General features: G+C 39.4%; 18 protein-coding genes. 7 read left to right on the forward strand and 11 right to left on the reverse strand.

Annotated features, from left to right (window positions below; genetic code table 11):
- The first annotated feature begins 3 nt into the window (after window positions 1-3).
- From hisA to hisIE, 3 genes are read left to right on the forward strand one after another with little or no spacing between them, the layout of a single operon-like run.
- On the forward strand, window positions 4-741 hold the full coding sequence (hisA, locus tag PSF09_RS03100; protein WP_272665358.1) for a 1-(5-phosphoribosyl)-5-[(5-phosphoribosylamino)methylideneamino]imidazole-4-carboxamide isomerase: 738 nt from the start codon (window positions 4-6) through the stop codon (window positions 739-741).
- Window positions 723-1,499 carry an imidazole glycerol phosphate synthase subunit HisF gene (hisF, locus tag PSF09_RS03105; protein WP_210838850.1) on the forward strand — a complete coding sequence of 259 codons (777 nt, stop codon included), beginning with the start codon at window positions 723-725 and terminating at the stop codon, window positions 1,497-1,499. The genes hisA and hisF overlap by 19 nt, the downstream gene beginning before the upstream one ends.
- The gene (hisIE, locus tag PSF09_RS03110; RefSeq protein ID WP_004909325.1) at window positions 1,493-2,104 is read left to right on the forward strand and encodes a bifunctional phosphoribosyl-AMP cyclohydrolase/phosphoribosyl-ATP diphosphatase HisIE; all 612 of its coding nucleotides are present in this window, start codon (window positions 1,493-1,495) and stop codon (window positions 2,102-2,104) included. Before hisF ends, hisIE begins: the two co-directional genes overlap by 7 nt.
- A gap of 33 nt (window positions 2,105-2,137) precedes the next feature.
- On the opposite strand, the gene PSF09_RS03115 is transcribed toward hisIE, so the two are convergent.
- Both PSF09_RS03115 and PSF09_RS03120 read right to left on the reverse strand, forming a co-directional pair.
- The gene (locus PSF09_RS03115) at window positions 2,138-3,124 is read right to left on the reverse strand and encodes an ABC transporter substrate-binding protein (RefSeq protein ID WP_272665359.1); all 987 of its coding nucleotides are present in this window, start codon (window positions 3,122-3,124) and stop codon (window positions 2,138-2,140) included.
- Window positions 3,125-3,182: 58 nt separating this feature from the next.
- Window positions 3,183-5,249, reverse strand: a complete 2,067-nt coding sequence (locus tag PSF09_RS03120) for a TonB-dependent receptor (RefSeq protein ID WP_442959952.1) — start codon at window positions 5,247-5,249, stop codon at window positions 3,183-3,185.
- Between the two features lie 462 nt (window positions 5,250-5,711).
- Between PSF09_RS03120 and PSF09_RS03125 the strand changes: the two genes are divergently transcribed.
- On the forward strand, window positions 5,712-6,188 hold the full coding sequence (locus tag PSF09_RS03125) for a YbaK/prolyl-tRNA synthetase associated domain-containing protein (protein ID WP_371031507.1): 477 nt from the start codon (window positions 5,712-5,714) through the stop codon (window positions 6,186-6,188).
- 48 nt (window positions 6,189-6,236) lie between these two features.
- Here PSF09_RS03125 and PSF09_RS03130 read toward each other — a convergent pair whose 3' ends face one another.
- The gene (locus PSF09_RS03130; protein ID WP_272683479.1) at window positions 6,237-6,878 is read right to left on the reverse strand and encodes a CatB-related O-acetyltransferase; all 642 of its coding nucleotides are present in this window, start codon (window positions 6,876-6,878) and stop codon (window positions 6,237-6,239) included.
- A 338-nt stretch (window positions 6,879-7,216) separates the two neighbouring features.
- On the opposite strand from PSF09_RS03130, the gene PSF09_RS03135 reads away from it, so the two are divergent.
- A complete protein-coding gene (locus tag PSF09_RS03135) occupies window positions 7,217-10,450 on the forward strand; it encodes a M66 family metalloprotease (RefSeq protein ID WP_272683480.1) in 3,234 nt (1,077 codons plus the stop codon).
- A 70-nt stretch (window positions 10,451-10,520) separates the two neighbouring features.
- Here the strand turns inward: PSF09_RS03135 and PSF09_RS03140 are convergent, their stop codons facing one another.
- Together PSF09_RS03140 and gndA are read right to left on the reverse strand one after the other, a co-directional pair.
- Window positions 10,521-11,717 carry a multidrug effflux MFS transporter gene (locus PSF09_RS03140; RefSeq protein ID WP_272665365.1) on the reverse strand — a complete coding sequence of 399 codons (1,197 nt, stop codon included), beginning with the start codon at window positions 11,715-11,717 and terminating at the stop codon, window positions 10,521-10,523.
- A 191-nt stretch (window positions 11,718-11,908) separates the two neighbouring features.
- Entirely contained in the window at window positions 11,909-13,315 is a 1,407-nt protein-coding gene (gene gndA, locus PSF09_RS03145; RefSeq protein WP_272665366.1) for an NADP-dependent phosphogluconate dehydrogenase, read from the reverse strand.
- Between the two features lie 366 nt (window positions 13,316-13,681).
- Here gndA and PSF09_RS03150 point away from each other — a divergent pair, with 366 nt between their 5' ends.
- Window positions 13,682-15,265 (forward strand): TerC family protein, encoded by a 1,584-nt coding sequence (locus PSF09_RS03150; protein ID WP_272665367.1) that lies wholly within the window; start codon window positions 13,682-13,684, stop codon window positions 15,263-15,265.
- Window positions 15,266-15,450: 185 nt separating this feature from the next.
- Complete coding sequence (locus tag PSF09_RS03155) at window positions 15,451-16,131, forward strand: hypothetical protein (protein WP_272683481.1); 681 nt, start codon at window positions 15,451-15,453, stop codon at window positions 16,129-16,131.
- A gap of 91 nt (window positions 16,132-16,222) precedes the next feature.
- Here PSF09_RS03155 and asmA read toward each other — a convergent pair whose 3' ends face one another.
- The 6 genes from asmA to apbC form a co-directional block, all read right to left on the reverse strand.
- On the reverse strand, window positions 16,223-18,061 hold the full coding sequence (gene asmA / locus PSF09_RS03160; protein ID WP_272665369.1) for an outer membrane assembly protein AsmA: 1,839 nt from the start codon (window positions 18,059-18,061) through the stop codon (window positions 16,223-16,225).
- 127 nt (window positions 18,062-18,188) lie between these two features.
- Entirely contained in the window at window positions 18,189-18,770 is a 582-nt protein-coding gene (dcd, locus tag PSF09_RS03165) for a dCTP deaminase (RefSeq protein WP_004909269.1), read from the reverse strand.
- Window positions 18,771-18,808: 38 nt separating this feature from the next.
- Window positions 18,809-19,453 (reverse strand): uridine kinase, encoded by a 645-nt coding sequence (gene udk, locus PSF09_RS03170; protein ID WP_004256495.1) that lies wholly within the window; start codon window positions 19,451-19,453, stop codon window positions 18,809-18,811.
- Between the two features lie 178 nt (window positions 19,454-19,631).
- On the reverse strand, window positions 19,632-20,588 hold the full coding sequence (gene htpX, locus PSF09_RS03175; protein ID WP_210838962.1) for a zinc metalloprotease HtpX: 957 nt from the start codon (window positions 20,586-20,588) through the stop codon (window positions 19,632-19,634).
- 85 nt (window positions 20,589-20,673) lie between these two features.
- Window positions 20,674-21,234 carry a LemA family protein gene (locus PSF09_RS03180; protein ID WP_210838964.1) on the reverse strand — a complete coding sequence of 187 codons (561 nt, stop codon included), beginning with the start codon at window positions 21,232-21,234 and terminating at the stop codon, window positions 20,674-20,676.
- Window positions 21,235-21,455: 221 nt separating this feature from the next.
- Window positions 21,456-22,568, reverse strand: coding sequence for an iron-sulfur cluster carrier protein ApbC (apbC, locus tag PSF09_RS03185; protein ID WP_004256506.1), 1,113 nt, complete (start codon window positions 22,566-22,568; stop codon window positions 21,456-21,458).
- Window positions 22,569-22,805: the final 237 nt, after the last annotated feature.

The raw sequence follows: 22,805 nt of genomic DNA on the forward strand, positions 1-22,805 counted from the left end.
ACCATGATCATTCCCGCATTAGATTTAATCGATGGCACCGTAGTGCGATTGCACCAAGGGGATTACGCCAAGCAAACTGATTATGGCAATGACCCGCTCCCACGTTTGCAGCAATATGAAAAAGAAGGGGCAAAGCTCCTACACTTAGTGGATTTAACGGGCGCCAAAGATCCACAAAAACGCCAAATTCCACTGCTGAAAAAATTATTGGCTGGCGTGAATGTTCCTGTACAAGTTGGTGGGGGTATTCGTACCGAAGAAGATGTTAAGGCCTTACTGGAAGCCGGAGCGGCTCGTGTTGTCATTGGCTCAACTGCGGTGACCAAACCTGAATTGGTTAAAACATGGTTTGAAACCTATGGTGGGGAAGCCATTGTACTTGCGTTAGATGTACGCATTAATGACAAAGGCGTAAAAGAAATCGCCATTAGCGGCTGGCAAGAAAATTCAAATTTAACATTAGAACAAGCCATTGAAATATATCGTCCTTATGGCTTAAAACATGTCCTTTGCACCGATATTTCCAAAGATGGAACATTGGCGGGTTCTAATGTGAATTTATACCAAGAAATTAGCCAAAAATTCCCTGATATTGCCTTTCAGGCATCAGGGGGAATTGGCGATTTAGATGATATTGCGGCTATCCCGCCATCTGGTGCGGCTGGCGTGATTGTGGGTCGTGCATTATTAGAAGGTAAATTCACCGTTACGGAGGCAATCAAATGTTGGCAAAACGCATAATTCCTTGCTTAGACGTCCGTGATGGGCAAGTGGTTAAAGGTGTCCAATTTCGTAATCACGAAATTATCGGTGATATTGTTCCATTGGCACAGCGCTATGCCCAAGAAGGTGCAGATGAACTGGTATTTTATGATATTACCGCCTCTTCTGATGGTCGAGTAGTAGATAAAAGCTGGGTTGCCAAAGTCGCTGAAGTGATTGATATTCCTTTTTGTGTTGCAGGTGGTATCAAAAGCGTTGAAGATGCCTCGCAAATTTTATCTTTTGGTGCAGACAAAATCTCGATCAACTCCCCTGCACTGTCAGACCCAACCCTGATCAGCCGCTTAGCAGAACGTTTTGGCGTACAATGCATCGTTGTGGGTATTGATACTTGGTTCGATGAAAGTACGGGTGAATATCTCGTTTACCAATTTACCGGCGATGAAAAGCGCACAGCGCAGACGCGCTGGAAAACCCTCGATTGGGTGAAAGAAGTGCAACAACGCGGCGCAGGTGAAATCGTATTAAATATGATGAACCAAGATGGTGTACGCCAAGGGTATGATCTGGTACAACTGAAGAAAGTTCGTGAAGTTTGCCAAGTGCCATTAATTGCCTCGGGTGGCGCTGGCGAAAAAGTGCATTTCCTTGATGCCTTCACTGACGCAGGCGTTGATGGCGCTTTAGCCGCTTCTGTATTCCATAAACAAATTATTAATATCGGTGACTTAAAACAATACCTAGCCGAAAATGGAGTTCAAATTAGAGTATGTTAACCACAGAACAATCTAGCCAACTGGCATGGCAAAAAGTCGATAATTTAATGCCTGTGATCGTACAACACGCCGTTTCAGGTGATGTGCTAATGCTTGGGTATATGAACCCAGAAGCATTACAAGTCACTTTAGATAGCCGTAAAGTCACCTTTTTCTCTCGCACAAAACAACGTTTGTGGACGAAAGGCGAAACCTCGAATAACTTTTTAAATTTAGTAGATATCTACCCAGATTGTGACAGTGATACGCTGTTGGCTCTCGCACTGCCGGATGGCCCAACTTGCCATAACGGCACACAAAGCTGCTTCGCACCAGCACAAAGCGATTGGGGGTTTTTATTTGAGTTAGAAACGTTACTCAAAGAACGCAAAACTGCGTCGCCAGAAAGCTCCTATACCGCGCGTTTATATGCTAGCGGGACTAAACGCATTGCACAAAAAGTCGGTGAAGAAGGTGTTGAAACTGCATTGGCAGCCACCGTGAATGACCGCGCAGAATTGACTAATGAAGCTGCTGATTTGATGTACCACTTATTAGTCTTACTACAAGACCAAGAGCTGGATTTAAGCACGATAATCAAACGGTTAAAAGAACGCCATCAATAGTTAATCCGCTGCCAGTCTCACTGGCAGCCTATTTTATGGGTGCAAGATTTTATCTATTTGCTCATCACTGAGTGAAATAGCAAAAAATTTCAGATAGAAGTCCGCCGTTTCTTGCTTCATATCGATATCTGCAAAGCGCTCTGGGTACAGTGTTTGTGCTAGCCACAGAAACTGCAATGCCTCCTCTGACGTTTCTCGGCACCACCAAAACATCCCCTTTGGGTTCACATATACCTGCTGTTTTTTTACCGCGCTAATTGCTTTCCATTGAGGAGACGTGCGTATGATATTGGCATCTTCTTTATTCATCGCAACAATCACATCAGGGTTCGCAATAATAATGCTTTCCAACAAGACCTCACCTGAATTATTTTTTTTATCCGAAAACCACGTTTCAGCCACATTTTGTGCCCCCGCTAAATCCATCCAGTCTTGGTTTAATGACGGACGCCCAGAGGTAAATAACGCATTTCCCATACTGTGGTATACCGACCGTTTTTCTGCATCAGTCAGCCCCACTAAACGCTCACTCACTAATGCGACATTGCGGTCAAAATAACGTTGGTATTCAAGGGCTTTTTGTTTTGCATCAGGGCCTAACTCTTTCGCTGTTGCTTGCACCCTTGCTTGTAAAGCTTTTAATGAATTGGCAGGATATTCAACAACTTTAACTCCAGCACTTTCGAGTAAATCGCGCTGCGGTACTTCCATCCCCTTTGCAATAAATAGCAATTGAGCTCGCAATGAAATAATTTGCTCTGGGTTTAGTTGATTGCTAATACTGATCACTGGAACATTATCAATGTTGGGTAACATTTGGCGAAACAATGGAATTTTTTTCGCGATCATCGATGTGCCAACGATTTGCTCACCATATCCTAACATCATAATGATGGTATTTTGTGCTGGCCACGGCGTCGCAATTCGCAGTTCTGGGTTATCCGTCTTACCGTAAGACAGGCTGTGGATGAGTAGCCCTGCCAGCAAAATAACCGTTTGTAAAAACGTTGTTTTTCTCATATTTGTCACTCTTCCTGTCCAAAGAAAAGAAGAGTGCTCCTGATTTTTATTTAACCCATTAGAAATCAAAGGTCACCGTCGCGCGCACTTCTCGACCTGCTCCTAAGAAAGCACTGCCCCCTTTTCCTTCCCCATTAATCCCTGATGGGAAGATAGAAGCCCAATAACGCTCATCGGTTACGTTATTGACGGATAGCCTGACTGTCGTTGGGATTTGATTGATTTTCGTGCTATAACGCGTGCCTAAATCTAATGTCGTGTAGCTTCCCGCCCAACTGGTATTGGTGTCATTGGCGGCTCGTTTCCCCGTATAATGCACATTAGCGCTGTACACCAGTTCTGGCATCGACGACAAACTATATTCCACTAGCATATTGGCTTGAACTTTCGGTACACCAACGACACGTTTATTCCGCGTAGTGGCTAACTTAGTGTCTTTGAGTTTTGGGTCTAAGAAGGTAACACCGCTATACACATTCAACCCTTGCCATACATGGCCTGTGGCCGTGAGTTCTAGCCCTCGGTTCACTTGATCACCTTGTTTGCGAAACACGTTATCGTCCCCCGCATAGGCAAATGGACGCTCCAAGTGAAATACGGCAGCACCCAGGTTTAAATCTGCCAAATCGGCTTTAATGCCCAATTCATATTGTTTGCTACGATAAGGGGCTAAGGTTTGTCCTTCATTTTTCAGATTTTGATTCATCGGCGCGGTATCACCCTCTTCCAACGAATCTGCATAGCTCACATACGTCATCACATTTGGGGTAATTTTATACATCAACGCGCCTTGAGGGCTAAGGCCATGGTCATTGGCTTGGCTAGTTTTGTGATTTTGTTTATCAAAGCTACGGCTTTCTATCCAGCTTTGACTAAGGTAAAACATGGCTGACCATTGTGGGTCAAAGGTGATGGTATCGCCGATAGTGATACTTTGTTGGCTATTTTCAGCAGACTTATAACGTGAACCTCCCGTATGAATTTTACCGTCCGATGGCTCTTCCATCGGCGATGGGTGATACATATTGGTTTGCCCTAAATCACGTCTCACACTCTTATCTTTGGCACTGTAAATCGACCAAACATAACCGTTTGTCGCTAATGATAAGTCATGGCCGATAGAGCCTGTGTCCACGTGGCCATTTAGTACTACTGAGTTACTCAACACACGAAAACGCCCCGAAGCAGGAGAATCGCTTAATGAGCGACTAATATTCCCATTGTTATCTTGAATGGCACTGGTTACTGTACGCATCGCTCTATCTGCTTGCTGGTAACCGACTGCAGCTTTTAGCGTCCAATCCTCATTAAAATCATGAAGTAATCGAGTGCTAACAGTATCCGTAGTTAAGTCATTACCCGCCGTATGTAACGCTAAATTCTTATCTTGTGGGTTAGAGGCTTTCGGTAATTTAATATCAGAACCATAGCTAAAACTACCCACATAACCTTTTTGCACAAAATTGTAATGACTCGCATTAAATTGAAGTTGCGTACCTGGCTGAATATTCCAATCTAGCGCTACATAAGCTAATTTACGGCGTAATGTACTGTCTTTCAGGTTGCCTGTTCCTTCCTCATCCAGCAAATTAAGACGATAACCAAAGCGTTTATCTGTATCAAAATAACCGCCTAAGTCAGCATGGCCACTATAGGCATTGCGGCTTTGGTAACCTAAAGAAAAACGCTGAATATCTTCTGGGCGTTTTGTGGTGAAATTAAATTGTCCAGCAGGACTTGCAGGGCCATACAATGCGCCCGTCAAGCTATTAATAATGTCTACTCTATCCAACATTTCCACAGGGAATGCGGTCGTTGACACCATATACAAATCATCAAGACGGCTATTTGTTACCACACCACCTTGCATACCACGGCTTTGTGGACGACCCACATCCATTCCCCCGCGAGCTTGCATTTGTGTACTTGGCGCATATTTCAATAACTCACTCAAACTTTTGGCTTGCTGGTTATTGATCATTTCACGGTGAATAGTGGTTGTAGAATATGGCGTATCAATCCACTCACGAGCACCTAATGGCCCAAGATCAATTTGTGAAGTAAAAAAACCAGTGCCAGCCTGAGCTTCTCTGGACACATCGCTTGGTGCTGCGATGACTAGCATTTTATCTTGCTTAAATTTAGCCAATTGTTCCGAAACTTGTGCAGCAACAATAGACGGTGCGATCCCTGTAATCAGCGGTAATATTACATATAAGTTAAATTTACGATTCATATTATCTTTTCGTTATATAAAACTTTATATTACCGATAATAAAATGCAGCGTAAATGATCAAACTCAATTCTTAACAATATGTATTCTCACTTCTTCATAATAAATCATAAAAATAACCTATTGATTTAATTTAGAATAAATAATCTTCCAGAGGATATAACAATAAAACCTCAAAACAGATTCGCAATATAGTTAAAAACCGCATCTGATATGCAATTTATAATATTTTCCACAATTACGATTTTTAGCTAGCACTATTTCTCGGTTGTATCTCTTGATGAACTTGTTATCATTCCCTGTTATTGATGTGGTTTTAAAGGGAAAAAACAGTGTCTGAAAATTCTATTTTTATGCAACTCACACAATTACTTGATAAAAATAATGCTAAATATCGTGTGATGGAACATTCCACTGCGGGGAAATCAGAAGAAGTGGCAAAAATACGTGGCACGCAACTTGGACAAGGGGCAAAAGGATTAGTATGCCATGTCAAAGGAAATGGTATCCGCCAACACGTACTGGCAATTTTACCTGCCGATAAACAAGCTGATTTGAGTAAAATTGCCACAGCAATTGGCGGAACTCGTGCATCTTTAGCAAGCCCCAAAGAAGTCAACGAGCTCACTCAATGCGTATTCGGGGCTATTCCACCTTTTAGTTTTCACCCTAACTTAAAGTTAATTGCTGACCCACTATTATTTGAACGTTTTGAGGAACTCGCCTTTAATGCCGGTACATTAGAGCGCTCTATTATTTTAAATACAGAAGATTACCAAAGAATAGCGGCGCCTAGTTTAGTTGAGTTTATTCGTACAGAAGAAAATTAGTTGTCTATTAAAAGGGGGATTCCATAGATCCCCCCTCAATAAGAAAAGCTAGCTAATCAATCGCTGGTCATATTTCTGACTGGCATTTTTTAATGCCAAAAAATCTGATCCACAAATAAACTGCTTTAATGCGGTAAATTTTTCCTCCGACCAATCATAGATTTTCAATGCCAATAGTTCAGTAATGACATCGTGTGAGAAGCGGTAGTTAATCGGCTTTGCAGGGTTCCCTCCCACAATGGAGTAAGGCTCGACATCTTTGACCACTACACTGTTAGCAGCAATTACAGCCCCTTCACCTATTTTAACTCCGGGCATGATAAAGGCACGCATGCCAACCCAGGCTCCGTCGCCAATCACTGTGTCGCCTTTTCCTACGTAAGCTTCTTCAATAAATTCAAGAAAAGGATATAAGCAAAACCAATCCATTCGGTGAGTATGGTTCCCTCCCATTAATATCACAGCTTCGCTACCAATACAGACATAATCACCGATATAAAGTTGGTCAACATCCCATGCTAGCTGCCAGTCTCGGCTTTGTTCATCACCTTGTAGATAACGCACAACTGACTGCTCAAACCCGTTATCCCAACAGTCGCTGTAATAACTATGCCTACCTTTGATATGGATATTGGGGTTTTGTACGACCTCATGAAGTAGTTCGTATTTTGACCAATGCTTTTGATTCATGGTACTAAACCTTTTAATTCGTTTATATTTACCATAGAACGCATTCTATGGTGATGCATTCGCGTTCAAAATACATCACCTTTAGCCACTCGAGGTTGTTTTAGTAATGGATTCAACATGTTATTCATCCTAACAAACCTGTTATTATTTAAATTACTTGTGCAAATAATATCATAGAAAATAATTTCCATATAATTAATTATCAATTAATAAAAAATGAACAAAAGAAATAGTATTTAAGACTAACTTTCAAATAAAAAATCACACAATTAATATATTTTATTATAAATTAAATAAAAATAATTTCAGCATACTGTTAAATAGACGAAAAATATAAAATGATAGAAAAAAAACCAATAATTCAAGATGTTATTAATCCCTCCCCTTATAACTCATTAGAATTTCCTTATTCAACAAGCGTGGCCAATAATATTTACGAAATATTTCATATATTAAATAATGAAAACAACGAATCAAACGTGGAAATAATTATCCATGAAGATAAAACAAACAATCCGCTTATTCACTCAGATAGAAACGACGAAAAAACCAGTAGAATAATACGATCGGATAACGCCATTTACTTTAATAAAAACAAGTTTATTGACCCTTTAACACATAAAGAAATCAGTGATACTAATGGTGAATTAAAGGGAAGTGTTTATTTCGCTCAAAACTCAATCATTCCTGCTGTTAATCGAATTGAAGGAGATATACAGCCTAAATTGGTATCCGGCCGAAAAACGTTAGTCATGTTTAAACCTCAATCATCAATTAAAAAAAATGAAAACATTAAATTAAATATTTATAATGAAAATAATAAATTGATAAGTAGTGAAAACCTACTCCCACCCATTAAATTACCTACAATAGCAGATAACAACATCATAGAAACAAATTTATTCCCCCATTGCTTCAAATTACCTAAAAGATTTGATATTTCCATTGAAAATGAAAATCATTTAAATGATATAGCTTCCAACCAAAAAGCTTTACATAATTTAATTTTAACCAATGAATCAATAGAGTTAAGTTTTAATCATAATTATATAAAGGAAACATTCATCCTAAATAATGACATAAAATATAAAGGGAAAACTGTAATTTTAAAAAACATTAATAAAAATGAAATTAACATTAGCTATGGTAATGAAACAGTCCCATTACCAAAAGGTGTCACAATTCAATTTATTTGTGACAACAGTGGCCATTGGCTCACTGAAGAGAATGTCAATTTAATCGAATATTGGAAGTCACCTGATATTTCAGCACTTAATTTGCCACCATTTTTCGATGCTGAAATTGAATTCCTGCCAGATATCGATGTTAGCGAAATTGATGCTAACTTTATGAATGATATCTTGAATAAACATTCAACAATAAAAATAACTAAGGTTGATTATGATACGACTAATAGTTTAATGTTAAAAGGTAATCTTAATCATGTATATAAACAAATCCTATTTACCTCAACATCCGATGAGCCGACTCTTATTCATACTAAATATAAATGTATTGAATTAAAAAAAGGAGACTTATATTTATTCAAGTGTAATACTAATGGGGATTGGGAAAATATACCTATAACCAGAGATATCCCACCGCTAGACTATTCACAACCAGAAAGTTATGATTTAACTTTAGATAATAATAAGTCAATTAATGAGTCATCTAAAAACAAAAAACACTTATTGGAATTATTAAAAAACAATGAATCAATAAAAATAGCCACAAGTGACGGAAATTGGGCACGTAACTTTACACTTATGGCAGATAATGACCTTCATAATAAAAAAATCCTTTTCAGCTCTAGTGCCGATTATAATAGCTACATTCATTATGGAAAAAATAGCCTAAAAATGAAAACGGGTGAAAGTGTACTTTTTGTTTATGACTTTCATAAAAAATGGATCCCTATTTATCTTAATAATGATTCTTCTATCGCAAAAAATGAAGATTCAACGAGTAATTTGGAATACATTGAAGATACATGGTCAGTGAAAATTTCTGAAGAGTATATTCACCCAGGTATAAAGCTAGAGTTTGTTTTGAAAGACCAAAAAGGCACACTATCAGATATTGATATTGGTGCCTCAAATGAATTACTGGTCAATACATTGGATATTGGTTTACTTACTCCTCCTAGGGATGCATTTCTTTTTCAAGAAAAGCCCGAACTTAATCGGCAATATTACCAAACTATCCCCGTCAAAAATTTCATTGTTTCTCGCTATGAGCCAATCCACCTTACAAAAGTGGTGATGCCTGATGGGCAAGTTTTCACGGATAAAGCAACGGGTGAAGGTGGTGGCCATAGTGGTAATATGAGGGAGTCGATAACCAAACGTTTCTATGCCGATGGCATTAATCTAGCGAATTATGGTGTGAACAGTTCAGCTTCTGATGCTGAGTCATTTAATCCTACGAGCCAAATAACCGCCTATAATTCTGTTGGGGTATATGAGAATGGGAGGGTCATTCATGGCTGGTCAGGCGGTGGTGGGAAAGCAACGTTAAATAGAACAGATAGTAATGAGCTTAGTCATGAGTTTGGCCATAACTTTGGTCTAAGTGATTACTATGGAGGCAAAGAAGGAGGAACGCATGCAACTGCTGATAAAAAAAATGCAACATGGCTACTGGATTCTGATAATAACTATTTTATCCCAAATACCTATCAAGATGGTTCATTAAACCATGACGCAATGAGTGGTGGGGAAGCTTACAATCCCAAATACAATGCCTATACCGCATACACACCCAACTCCCTTGTTGCTATCCAAAAGAAATTGGAAAGTAAATATACTTTTTGCCCAAAATCATCGACGGGATATAAAAAATGGGATCCAAATATTAAAAAAAGCGTTGATGCTAAATTAGATCTTTCCAATTTCAGTCTCATTAAGTTTTCCCCAAAAAATGGTTCTGATATTACAACTGATGGTATAAATGAATTGTTGAAAAAAAGTAACTTAGTCTATCTTTACCAAGGAAATGGCTATTATGCGCCGAATATTAATCTCCCTGTGGCATCCGAACATAATAAAAATAGTACTATTAAAATAAAGTCATATGCACAATACAACAGTAAAGTACATGTCAATAATAAGGTGGAGACAATCACGAAAAATGATTTATTTTGCTATCGTTCAGATGGAGTTAATTGGAAACGAATTTCGGAACCAGAGTCTGCTATCCATAAAAAAGCCACAAAGCAAGGTGTAGAGGTTGTCACTTTAATGGGCTTCTATGATCCTGAAGGAACCATTGATAGCTATATTTATCCCCCTTTATTTGGTTCTTATGGCATGGTTTATCAAAACGATCAGCGAGTTAATACTGACTCCTCTTACCTAGAGGTGAGCTTTAAGGATGGGAAAAAAAGTCAATATCAGCTTAATAACTTTCGAGCCAACAACGATATGATGAATAAATTCCATATTAATATTGAACACGATTTAATCCCAATTGAGGCTAAATTGTATATTAATAATAAAATGGTTCACTCAAGACCGATTGAAATTAAAGAGAATCGGTTTCTCACTACGATTAATGGCACTATTGTTGAATAAATAATCCAATCCTGTCACTGGTTATATCCTGCAACCAGTGACATCTTGATGTATCAATAAAAATAGTTGTTTAACGTGCCTTAGCCATTGAATGGCTAGCAAACGATAAACTCGTTTTTCTTGCTATTAGCCCAAACAGACAACCGACTAACATCACTATTGCTAAGGATAATTTTGGGGCAATGGGCAAACCGATTGCACAAAGCCCAAGAGTTGCCCCTCCGGCCATTTGTACAAAACCCACTAAGGCTGATGCGGTACCTGCTTCATTACCAAAGGGTTCTAAAGCATAACTGGTTGCCGTTCCCATCATAAAGGCCAGCCCTGTACAAGCACAGGCGACAGGTAACATATAGACTAACCAATGGCTTTGTATTTCTACCGGCAATACGACAAAACCTAGCAATAATCCTAAGCAACCAAATGCCATCATTAAACTGCCAACTAATAAACAGGTTGGTCGCCCTATTTTATGAATAAAATAATTAGCGATATAACTGGCGAACATAATCCAAAAACCATTAATACCGAATACAATAGAAAACGCTAGCGGAGATAACTGCGCATCCCCCATCAGTACAGTTGGTGCAAGTGACACATAAGTTAATGCCATACCCATCGTGCCTGCGTTCACTAAGGCAAAAATAATAAATTGATAATTTCCTAAAATTCGCCAATAGGTTTTCAGCGGAATAATCTTTGCTTTAGGTAAATTAACTGGGCGTGTTTCCGGTAAAAAAGCAACAATTAGCACTAATATAACCAACGCATACAAAGCAAGAAACCAGAACGGTGCCCGCCAGCCCCATGCCTCTGCCAGCAAACCTCCAAGTAGTGGAGCTAACGCTGGAACAATATTTAATGTCCCATTTAAGAAACCAAAAGCGCGAGCTGCCTCCGTACCATTCATCCGGTCACGTACACAACTAAATGCCACTACCGAAGTACAACAAACCGCAACACCTTGCAATAAACGCGATGCAATAAATACAGTAGGTGTTGTAGCTACAATAGCAACACCTGCACCGATGATGTATAACAGCATACCCGCAATCGCGACAGGTTTTCGTCCATATCTATCGACTAATGGACCCGATATCAATTGCCCTAGCCCCAGAACAAGAATGAACAGTGCTATCGTTGACTGGATCACCGACTCACTGCTACCTAAATCCTTCGCAATATCAGGTATTGTTGGTAAATATAAATCAATCCCTAATGGACCAAGTAATACTAATAAAAGTAATAAGATAAGAAAATTACGCATAAACCATGCCTAGACTTGATAAAATGTAATTTAGAAAATATTCGCTGTTATAAATTATAAAAAAGCTAAATTCGCTACCGAATTAACGAGTTACTCATAATTATAAATTCAACATTTTACGGTGCTTAAAAGTCAAAAAAGGCGCTAAACCTAGCGCCTTTTGTGTTATCAAAAATTAATGATAACGAGTTTTATTCCATCCACTCAGTATGGAAAACACCGTCTTTATCCGTACGCTTATAAGTGTGAGCACCGAAGTAGTCGCGCTGCGCTTGGATTAAATTTGCAGGCAATACGGCTGAACGGTAGCTATCATAATAAGAAATAGCGGCTGAGAATGTTGGTGTCGGGATGCCATTTTGTACACCATAGCACACCACATCACGCAGTGCTTGCTGGTATTCGTCAGCAATTTGTTTGAAGTATGGCGCTAACAACAAGTTGGCAATTTTTGCATCTTGGTTATACGCATCGGTGATTTTTTGCAGGAACTGCGCACGAATAATACAACCTGCACGGAAGATTTTTGCGATTTCACCGTAGTTTAAATCCCAATTATATTCTTCTGATGCCGCTTTCAGCTGTTGGAAGCCTTGTGCATAAGACACAATTTTACCTAAATACAATGCACGGCGAACTTTTTCAATGAACTCTTTTTTATCGCCTTCAACCGCTTTGAGGGTTGGACCTGTTAATACTTTAGACGCCGCAACACGCTGATCTTTTAAGAAAGAAATATAACGTGCAAATACAGATTCAGTAATTAACGTCAGAGGGATACCTAAATCCAGCGCACTCTGGCTAGTCCATTTACCGGTACCTTTATTAGCCGCTTCATCAAGAATCACGTCAACCAGATATTTACCATCTTCATCTTTTTTCTTGAAGATATCTGCTGTGATTTCAATTAAATAGCTACTCAGTTCACCTTTATTCCATTCAGCAAAGATGCCTGCTAATTCTTCGTTGCTCAGGTTCAATGAACCTTTTAATAATGAATAGGCTTCTGCGATTAATTGCATATCACCGTATTCAATACCGTTGTGAACCATTTTAACATAGTGGCCCGCACCATCCGCACCAATATAGGTCACACAAGGTTCGCCTTCTGCTTGTGCTGCAATTTCTTTTAAAATTGGAGCAACCAGTTCGTAAGCTTCTTTTTGACCACCAGGCATAATTGAAGGGCCTTTCAGTGCGCCTTCTTCACCACCAGAAACACCTGTTCCAATGAAGTTAAAACCTTGCGCTGATAATTCGCGATTACGACGGATAGTATCAGTAAATAAAGTATTACCACCGTCAATTAAGATATCTCCTTTGTCCAGATGAGGAGTCAGCGAGGCAATTGTTTTGTCCGTTGCTTCACCCGCTTTTACCATCAACAAGATGCGGCGAGGTTTTTCCAGAGAGTCAACAAACTCTTCAATTGTATAGTTGGGAACTAGCTTTTTCCCTGGATTTTCGGCAATCACTTCGTCTGTTTTATCTTTAGAACGATTAAAGATAGACACTGAGTAACCACGGCTTTCAATGTTAAGCGCAAGGTTACGCCCCATGACTGCCATTCCGACAACACCAATCTGCTGCTTTGACATGAACAACTCCTGTCTGATTAGGACCAAGTCAGCCTCGACCGTGCTGACATTCTGTTAACGGGATCACATATTAACCTAGGATTGTGTTGCATGGTAGTTATTGATGCAATCGATGACATATACAAGGCCATTTTTGTCAAGAATTGCCCAACTATACCCCAAATGATTCGAGTTGCAGGTAGGCGACAAGCAAAGATAGACGGGGGCACAGATAAACTAAGTAACTCGGCTAGCTGAGTGCAGTCAACACCGCTGCAACTTGAAGGATTTCGAGTATAAAGTGAATTTTTATTGATATTTCGTTCAATAAACCCCATTATTCACTCGTCGGTATAAGCCGTCATATCAGAAGGTAAAACAAACTGTATGGAATGGATCGCAGATCCTTCGATTTGGGCGGGCCTCGCTACCCTTATCGTTCTAGAAATCGTTCTTGGTATTGATAACCTCGTCTTCATCGCCATTCTGGCCGATAAGCTCCCGCCAAAGCTGCGTGATAGAGCCCGTGTAACTGGACTTTTATTAGCCCTGATTATGCGTGTTGTGCTTCTATTTAGCCTGTCATGGCTCATTACCCTCACGAAACCGATATTAACGCTCTTTGATCACGCTTTTAGTGCTCGAGACCTAATTATGTTGGTGGGTGGTTTATTCCTCTTGTTTAAAGCCACCATGGAGCTAAACGAGCGGTTGGAGGGGAAAGACGAACACACCAATACCCAAAGAAAGACATCTAATTTCTGGGCTGTTGTTGCACAAATTATTGTTCTTGATGCCGTATTCTCACTGGACTCCGTGATCACCGCTGTCGGTATGGTTGACCATATCGGTGTAATGATTGCAGCTGTGACCATTGCAATGGCATTAATGATTTGGGCAAGTAAACCGTTAACGAGCTTTGTTAACCAGCACCCAACCATTGTCATACTGTGTTTGAGCTTCTTACTAATGATTGGTTTCAGCTTAGTTGCCGAAGGGTTTGGCTATGCCATACCGAAAGGTTACTTATACGCTGCAATTGGCTTCTCTATCATGATTGAAGTCCTAAACCAATTTGCACAATTTAATCGACGTAAATTTCTTAAAGGCTCACGCCCACTACGTGAACGTACAGCAGAGGCGGTATTACGTATTCTTAGCGGTAATAACGAGCGTGGAGAATTAGACCCACACACTTCTGATCTTATCGCTGATAATCAATCCGTTTTTGACCCACAAGAGCGTTTAATGATTGCTCGAGTGCTCGGTATGGCGCAGCGTAACGTAGAAAGCATTATGACTTCACGCCATGATGTGGATTACCTCGACATTAATAAATCTTCTGCCGATTTATTGCAATTAATGGAGAAAAATCCACATTCGCGCCTTGTAGTCATTGATGAAACCATTAGTGACGAGCCAGTCGGTGTTGTCCACGTCATGGATTTAGTTAAACAACAATTAAGTGGTCAGCCGCTAAATTTACGAGCGCTAATTACCCAACCGTTGATCTTCCCTGAAGGGTTATCACTGTTAAAAGCGTTAGAGCAATTCCGTAAAGCGCATACCCACTTTGCCTTTGTTGTGGATGAATTTGGTTCTATCGAAGGTATCGTGACATTGACCGACGTAATGGAAACAATAGCAGGTAACTTGCCCGTTGGTGATGAAGAAAATGACTCTCGCCACGACATTCAAAAATTGGATGATGGTACCTGGATTGCCAACGGTTTTATGCCACTTGAAGACCTGATCATGTTTATCCCGATGGAATTAGACGATAAACGTGAATATGAAACGATTGCGGGTCTTTTAATGGAGCACCTGCAACGTGTTCCTGAAGTGGGTGAACAAGTGACAATTAACGGTTGTATATTCCAACCTCTTGAGGTTAACAGCCACCGAGTCAATAAAGTGCTAATCACTCCACCAGCCCCTGAAGGGGATGGTTATGAGTTTGAAGATGACTAACCTTTAGCGCTAATACAAAAATGCCGGCCTCTGCGTCGGTATTTTTTTGTCTTTTTCTTAGAGAAAAATGACGATTTAATAACTGTAAATAAAAAACTGCCATCGTTTTTTAAAAGAAATAAACATTGAAATGCTGAATAATTCATAGCAATTAAATACACCCAAACTCTAATAAAGGTCATGCTATGCGAGTAAATACCCAGCCTCTAAATGTAAATACATTAAAAACATCAAATATTAATAAAAGTGCTGATAAATCATCAGGAAAAATTGCAGTTACAGCAAGTCGCATTCAAAATAATGCGGAGCAATGCCCAGTAACCTCTAAAAAGAAAGTCTGCTTTTCAGACGTCAGCCAAATGAAAGAGTTTTTTAGTAAAGACGCTCCTATTGAAGTTTCAAAAACTCAATCTTTTGGTATTTCAACTAGTTCAGGATTACCAATCACATCTAAAAAAACTGTCACCACTGATAATATAAAAAACTTGAAAAGTGATACATCTAAAGATTTATCAAGCATCGCAAAAAAAATAAAAAGTATCGGCACCTCTGATGGCCGAGGATGTAAGGTCATCTTATCTAAAAATACAATGACTACATTGAATAACAAACTATCAGAATTAAAAGGGAATATTCAAAACTATAGGAATGAATTAGAACGTTCAACTTATCAGCACAATAGTAAAAAAGAAAATGCACTCAATGAATTAGAAGGTAAAATAAATAATACAATAGCAATATTTCATCAAGGTAATGCTAAAAATAGCTTTTTATCTGGAGAATACTCGATTGATAAAACTTCAAGAACCTCTGCAGATATACAGAAAAGAAAAGCAGACTATAAAACAGGAAATGGCTACTATTGATTTTCGGCTGATAACACAAAGCGGGAAAAAACACGCTTTTATCCCGCTTTGTCAACAACCTCAAACGCCCATTTAAGGGCGTTTTGTTGTCTTAAAGGGCATTCAATAAATCATTGAGTCCTTTATTTTCTTCTTTCTTTAAAAAATTACCAAGCGCTTCTTTAGCTTGTGTACGTAACTCATTACGCAGTAATTTTTCGATATCTAATTGGTATTTCAAATTATGCCAATTACCATAAATTCGCAGTGGAATGGTCATTGCTTGCAATTGTTGAACTAAACGTGAATCCCCACCCCAGCCATTGGCAATATTAACCCCTAAATTGACATCAATGGTTTCATTAGGGATATTCATACGGCCTTGCCCACTGATGTTAACTAAGGATGACATCGCATTCATAGAGGAAATGTTCAACGTACCTTTATTTAATTTACCTGCCACAGTGAAAGAATCAACCTCAGTGACGTTCCCCGTATTCACGGGCGCATTAATTTTATTGGTTACTCTGGAAACCGATTGCTGAATTAATAACGGAATATTCAACCCCTGTAGTTTGGCATTTCTTAACTCAAAATTAACAGGCCCTTGCCACTGATTTTTCACTGCATTGTCATCATAACCCACACCCGATAACGCCGCATTTAACGAAATTATTCCACTTAATTTTTGTGGCATATCGAAGGCTTTTAATAGTGGTGTTAAGTCGATATTTTTTAAATCTGGCTTTGCTGAAACATAAGCAGGAGTTGAACTGTAATTAAATGTCACCGGTAATGAAAAATCACCACCAAATGCCTCACCTTGTAGTTTTGAAACAGTCAAACGAGGGGTTTGGTTTTGTGCCTCAAAAACCACGTCACTGACTACCATTCCACGATAAATTAACTGGTTAATGGCTAAATTGAGATTGGCGGAAAATGCCTGCAAGCCTGATAAATCATACTGTTGAGGATTAGCCCCAGAAATAACCGGCTTAACACCAACGCGGTTATTATTCACCTCTGATGAAGCGTTGGTACTGGCAAATGCCGTCCCTAATAGATTATCTAAGTCTAATTTCTCGGCCACTAAACTAACCATAATTTTAGGAGTATCAGATAGTTGGATACTGACATTCCCTGATAGAGCACTGTCATTAGCCGTTATTGCTAAATTGCTTAAACTCGCACTTTCTACTTTCCCTTTGGTGTATAGAAAATCACTCGTTATTTGCCCTTCAATTCCACTTTCAGGTAAATCGACACCACTCAATTTATAATCAAATTGGGTTAAATTCCCGTTAATCTTTTGATTAATATCTGATAAATCGATATCTGCACGTAGATTAAATACAAATTCTTGTTGGTTTTTATTTAGATTTCCACTGAATTTAACTACGACCTGTTTTTTATCACTTTTCTTCAGTGATAAGTCAATGTTACGCAGGTTAAATTCATCTTTAGCTGTTTGCCAAATAACTAAGCTATTAGAAATATTAATTTTTTCTATATCTAATAACCAGTCACTTTTCTCTTGTGCAGAGGTTGATGTTGGTACACCACCGGGTGCTACAGGGGCGTTACGGTGAGTTTGGATTTCGCTATCGGGTGTTTTGCGAATAACAGCACCATCGATAACAATTTGCTCAACAGAAAGCTTATGGGAAATGAGAGGCCATAATTCAACATCTAAGCGCATATTATCTGCACTTAGGATGGGTTTAGCGGCATTCGGTGCAGTAAGGGAAACAGGCCCAGTAATAATGCTTAAGGTTGGCCACACATGCCAACGCATATCACCGTTGAATTCAAGTTGATAACCACTTTTTTTCTCTACTTGTTCAACAATATAATGACGGAAATCATTCGGGTTCACTAACATTACAAGTGTTGTTAACCCTGCAACAATCACCACAAGTAAAATAATCAGTGTCGTCAAAAAACGTTTCATCCTTCCCTCTCTTAAATTCCGCTTGCGCTCGCCACAAAAATGAACTCACACCTATCCCTGAAAATGGGCGGAAATTACCGGTTTAATCTCCATTAAACACAACAACTTCCGCAAAGTTCACCGGTTATCAGTCTTCACTGATACGGCTACCAACAGCACCTTGTTGGTTTTTATATTTAGCATCTTGTCGGCTATTATAAGGGCGATCAGCACTACCTGATAACGGCTCAAAGCTTAATGCACCAATCACCATGCCAGGACGCAATGCTAATGGTAATTTACCTGAATTATAAAATTCTAGCACGATTTGCCCATGCCAACCGGGGTCAATTCGATGTGCGGTTACGTGCACCATCAAACCTAATCTCGCTAATGAAGAGCGCCCGTCCAACCAACCTACAAGGTTATCAGGGAGCGTAACAGACTCAAGCGTCACTGCAAGTGCTAATTCTCCTGGGTGCAGGAAAAATGGCTCATCCTCATCAAGAACAATTTCATCGCTCATGACGCGATCTAATGCGGCATTAACCTCATCTTTAGGGCCACTAAGGTCAATAAATGCAGCCGTGTGTCCTCGAAAAACGCGGAATTGATTTCCCAAACGAACATCTGCAGTTGCACCATTGATTCGTTCAACTGGTGGGCGTGGGCTAATAACTAATTTACCATCATCCATCCATTGAATAATATCGCGGTCACAAAGACGCATGGTTGTTTCCCCCTTCATTATTTTAATTTCTGCGCGGTTTAATCTTGACAGAATTCGCCAATTTTCGCTTTCAAGATATCAATCGCTACACGGTTTTTCCCACCGCGAGGAACAATGATATCGGCATATTGCTTTGATGGCTCAATAAATTGCAAAAACATTGGGCGAACCGTTTTATTATATTGGTCAATAACGGAATCAAGTGTTCTGCCCCTTTCATTTACATCACGTTTAATACGGCGCATCAAGCAAATATCAAGTGGTGTATCAACAAAAATAGAAAAATCCATTTCACCACGTAAGCGTTTATCTGTTAATAACAAAATACCTTCAATGATAATGACTTTTTTAGGTTTGAACGTGATGGTTTTTTGTTTACGTGTATGAGCGACATAGTCGTATTGCGGGATTTCTACTGCTTGGCCACTTTTCAGTGATTTGAGATGTTCATAAAGCAAGCTGTGGTCCATCGAGTTAGGATGGTCATAATTTACTTTAAGGCGTTCTTCCATTGGGACATCGGCTTGGTCTTTATAATAACAATCTTCTGGAATAACACCGATATTATGATCACCGACCTGTTCTCTTAATTCACGGTATAACGTGCTTGCAATTAAGCTTTTGCCAGATGCAGAGGCTCCCGATATACCTACAATGGTACAGTGATGCGCTATGTCAGTCATAAAATGATAACCTGGTTAAATATTTAGAAATGAGATACACAACAGAAAAATGTTATGTTGGCGGAATTATAGGGGGTAATGGCGTGTTGTTCCAGCATACCTCAACAAAGTTCGCTAAAAAAACACCCATTGGATAGGAAATGCCGTAAATCGGAGCGTACAAAATGTCATTTATACACTAAAATTGTTTTTTTCCTTCTAATACCGCAATGCGATTTTCAATCGAAGGGTGAGTAGAAAATACAGAATCGCCTTTATTAAAAATATAAGCGGCCTTGCGGTAAGCTTGCCCTGTGGTACTGTTATCATATTCATGGGTTTCATGATTACCGGAGATTTTTTTCAACGCACTTATCATGGCTTGGTTATCTGAAGTCAAATCCACTGCCGCTGCATCAGCCATATATTCACGGGTACGAGATAAATAAAAATAGAGTATTTGGGTTATCCACGGTAAAACAAAATTTAGAACCAATAGGATCATTTGCGCTTTATTAGCAGCATTATTGCGGCTGCGCCCTGCTGTTCGGATAAAAATCTGACTAAATAAATTCGTTACCGTTAAAATCACGTTTGCCAAAATCCCCACATACAGCGTTAATTTTGAATCGCCGTGAATAATGTGCCCAACTTCATGAGCGAGAACGGCTTGAACTTCTTGCCGATTAAGTGTTTGTAACAAACCTCTGGTTACCCCCACAAGTGCATTACGCTTATTCCACCCTGCTGCAAAAGCATTCGGCTCATCCGTTTCTAAAATATATAAACGGGGAATATAACCTAAACTAGCACTTAAGCTTAATTCTTCAATAATATTAAAAAGTTGCTTTTCTTGAGGGCTACTCGCATTTTCTTGGGTGATTTCTCTGGCATTCATCCCAGCTAACATCATTTTATGGCCTCTAAAATGAATATAAATCAGCCCAAGAAAGGTTAAACCTAAAACAATAAAAGTGGCGATAGGTAATTCATGAAGTGTCACAAACATCATCGCATTATCGACTAAGTCCAATTGCTCATTTGGATGTGTTGCAATATCTGCCAATAAGCCAATAATTAGCATTAAAAAAATATAGCTCATCACCACCAAACGCGTGCGAAGATTATTTTTACGAATGACGTTTCTAAAATCCATAATGTGACCTGCTATCTACCACTCATATAATATCGGAACACCATAAGGCATTCCGATGATTGATAACTTCAAAGGTAAGAGATTTTTAATCAAAATTAATGCGACGTGATTCCTCAGTCTTAATAGTTTCTTCATCAAGACGCCAATATTCCTTTGAAATTTTTAAGCTAGGAATAATGCCAACAATTAGTGCCGCGGGCATAGACGCAATATACGCATTATACGTTTCTAATGAGCGGTTATAACCACGTTTAGCAAATGACAGTTTATTTTCTGAAGAAACGATTTCTTCTTGTAAATTTGCCATAATTGCATCGGATTTTAGCTCAGGATAAGCTTCAACTGCGACATTAATCGCCCCACTGGTCACCATTTTTGATAATGCATCTTCGGCTTCGCGGGCTTTATCTCCTGTCGTATTTTGTGCTTGTGTCCGTAGTTCAGTAATTTTGCTGAACACCTCGGTTTCATGGCTTAAATATTTTTTAACTGTTGCCAATAAGCTATCAAATACTTTTCCACGACGGTCTAATTGAACTGAAATCTCTGTTTCACTCGAAATAACAGCTTCTCGCAATGCAACGATACGGTTATAAAAATAGATAACGATCAGCACCACGACAACAATAAAAATTAAAAATTTCATAGTCACCTTTTCGGGTTACCCGCAGGTAGAAAGAAAACTGATTAAATAACAGATGCGGCTATTCTACGCGAACATGACGCAATAAAGAAATATTCCGAGAACAATTCAGAAAAATAGAAGGTATAGAAGGTTAAAGTAGGCGTGTTTAGTAAAGAAAGGGTTCAACAATAAATAAGGCTATTTAGAGATAATACTAAATAGCCTTTTTGCTCTATAACCGATTAAACTGCACGGAAAGAAATTTCTGTTGGGATTTTATCCCCTTCCCAATACATCAAGGCTGAAATTCCTGAAGCAATTTCACGGTAGATATCGGCAAATTCACCTTCTGGATCACGCATAACAGTAGGCTGGCCACGGTCAAGGTCTTCACGTAAAGAGATATGCAGAGGAACCTGTCCCAATAATTTAGTATGGTATTTTTCTGCTAATTTCTCAGCACCACCGGTACCAAAAATCGGTTCTACATGCCCACAATTGCTGCAAATATGTGCACTCATGTTTTCAACAACACCCAGTACTGGGACATTAACTTTCTTAAACATCACAATGCCTTTCATGGCATCAACCAAGGCAATATCTTGTGGAGTCGTCACCACAACAGCACCGGTTACTGGAATATTTTGAGAAAGCGTCAGCTGGATGTCACCTGTTCCCGGTGGCATATCGATAACTAAGTAATCCAAATCCGGCCATAACGTGTCTTGTAGCATCTGCATCAATGCTTTGCTTGCCATTGGGCCACGCCAAACCATCGCGTTATCATCGGTCACTAAGTAACCGATTGAGTTTGTTGCCAAGCCATACGCCATGATTGGGGCCATATGCTGACCATCTGGGGAGGTTGGGCGCTCTAGTGTTGTGCCTAACATATTTGGAATTGATGGGCCGTAAATATCCGCATCAAGGATCCCCACTTTCGCTCCTTCTTGTGCCAGCGCAAGCGCTAAGTTCACAGAAGTACTGGATTTACCAACACCACCTTTACCCGAACTGACGGCTAAGATATTACGAACACCATTAATACCCGGCAAATCATTTGCACGTTTTAATGTGGTGATGTCATGGCGCAGTTTCCATTCAACAGCATGAGCGCCTGTTTGTTGCTTCAATTCAGCGGTTTTTTCGCTAATTAAAGTTTGAAACGGCCCTTTCCAAACGAATGGCATAACTAATTCGACATGCAGCACGTTGTCCAACATTGCGCAATGATGTAACGCTTTGATAGAAATCAAATTACGTTGCAGTGTTGGGTGTGTAAATGAAGCCAAAACTTTGGAGACTTGTTCAGTCAGCAGTTCTGGTTTGTTCTGCTCGGGGGATTTATCGTTCATCCCGGCTCCTTTATTTATATTTTTGAACTAGGTACATCCTGAATAATAAGCTACATAAAATTAAACAGATATACTTTGACTGAGATTAATCATAACAGAGAACACAAAAAATAGTGATTACCCCGCACAGTAAAAACCACAAAGAGGTAAAAATTTCTTTTTCGAACAAATTGCCAATTAATATTTTATACCCCTAGCAGCGATGGTTTTGATCGGTTAACATCAAAGACCCTTTTC

Source organism: Providencia sp. PROV141 (assembly GCF_028481645.1).
GTDB lineage: Bacteria > Pseudomonadota > Gammaproteobacteria > Enterobacterales > Enterobacteriaceae > Providencia > Providencia rettgeri.

Bases quoted from the DNA above. Each gene is read 5' to 3' on its own strand.
- PSF09_RS03135 (WP_272683480.1), top strand. From the start codon at position 7,217: ATGATAGAAAAAAAACCAATAATTCAAGATGTTATTAATCCCTCCCCT.
- PSF09_RS03120 (WP_442959952.1), bottom strand. From the start codon at position 5,249: ATGCTAGTCATCGCAGCACCAAGCGATGTGTCCAGAGAAGCTCAGGCT.
- apbC (WP_004256506.1), bottom strand. From the start codon at position 22,568: ATGAACGATAAATCCCCCGAGCAGAACAAACCAGAACTGCTGACTGAA.
- dcd (WP_004909269.1), bottom strand. From the start codon at position 18,770: ATGCGTCTTTGTGACCGCGATATTATTCAATGGATGGATGATGGTAAA.
- hisA (WP_272665358.1), top strand. From the start codon at position 4: ATGATCATTCCCGCATTAGATTTAATCGATGGCACCGTAGTGCGATTG.
- PSF09_RS03130 (WP_272683479.1), bottom strand. From the start codon at position 6,878: ATGAATCAAAAGCATTGGTCAAAATACGAACTACTTCATGAGGTCGTA.
- PSF09_RS03115 (WP_272665359.1), bottom strand. From the start codon at position 3,124: ATGAGAAAAACAACGTTTTTACAAACGGTTATTTTGCTGGCAGGGCTA.
- PSF09_RS03140 (WP_272665365.1), bottom strand. From the start codon at position 11,717: ATGCGTAATTTTCTTATCTTATTACTTTTATTAGTATTACTTGGTCCA.
- hisF (WP_210838850.1), top strand. From the start codon at position 723: ATGTTGGCAAAACGCATAATTCCTTGCTTAGACGTCCGTGATGGGCAA.
- gndA (WP_272665366.1), bottom strand. From the start codon at position 13,315: ATGTCAAAGCAGCAGATTGGTGTTGTCGGAATGGCAGTCATGGGGCGT.
- htpX (WP_210838962.1), bottom strand. From the start codon at position 20,588: ATGGATTTTAGAAACGTCATTCGTAAAAATAATCTTCGCACGCGTTTG.
- hisIE (WP_004909325.1), top strand. From the start codon at position 1,493: ATGTTAACCACAGAACAATCTAGCCAACTGGCATGGCAAAAAGTCGAT.
- asmA (WP_272665369.1), bottom strand. From the start codon at position 18,061: ATGAAACGTTTTTTGACGACACTGATTATTTTACTTGTGGTGATTGTT.
- udk (WP_004256495.1), bottom strand. From the start codon at position 19,453: ATGACTGACATAGCGCATCACTGTACCATTGTAGGTATATCGGGAGCC.
- PSF09_RS03125 (WP_371031507.1), top strand. From the start codon at position 5,712: ATGCAACTCACACAATTACTTGATAAAAATAATGCTAAATATCGTGTG.
- PSF09_RS03155 (WP_272683481.1), top strand. From the start codon at position 15,451: ATGCGAGTAAATACCCAGCCTCTAAATGTAAATACATTAAAAACATCA.
- PSF09_RS03150 (WP_272665367.1), top strand. From the start codon at position 13,682: ATGGAATGGATCGCAGATCCTTCGATTTGGGCGGGCCTCGCTACCCTT.
- PSF09_RS03180 (WP_210838964.1), bottom strand. From the start codon at position 21,234: ATGAAATTTTTAATTTTTATTGTTGTCGTGGTGCTGATCGTTATCTAT.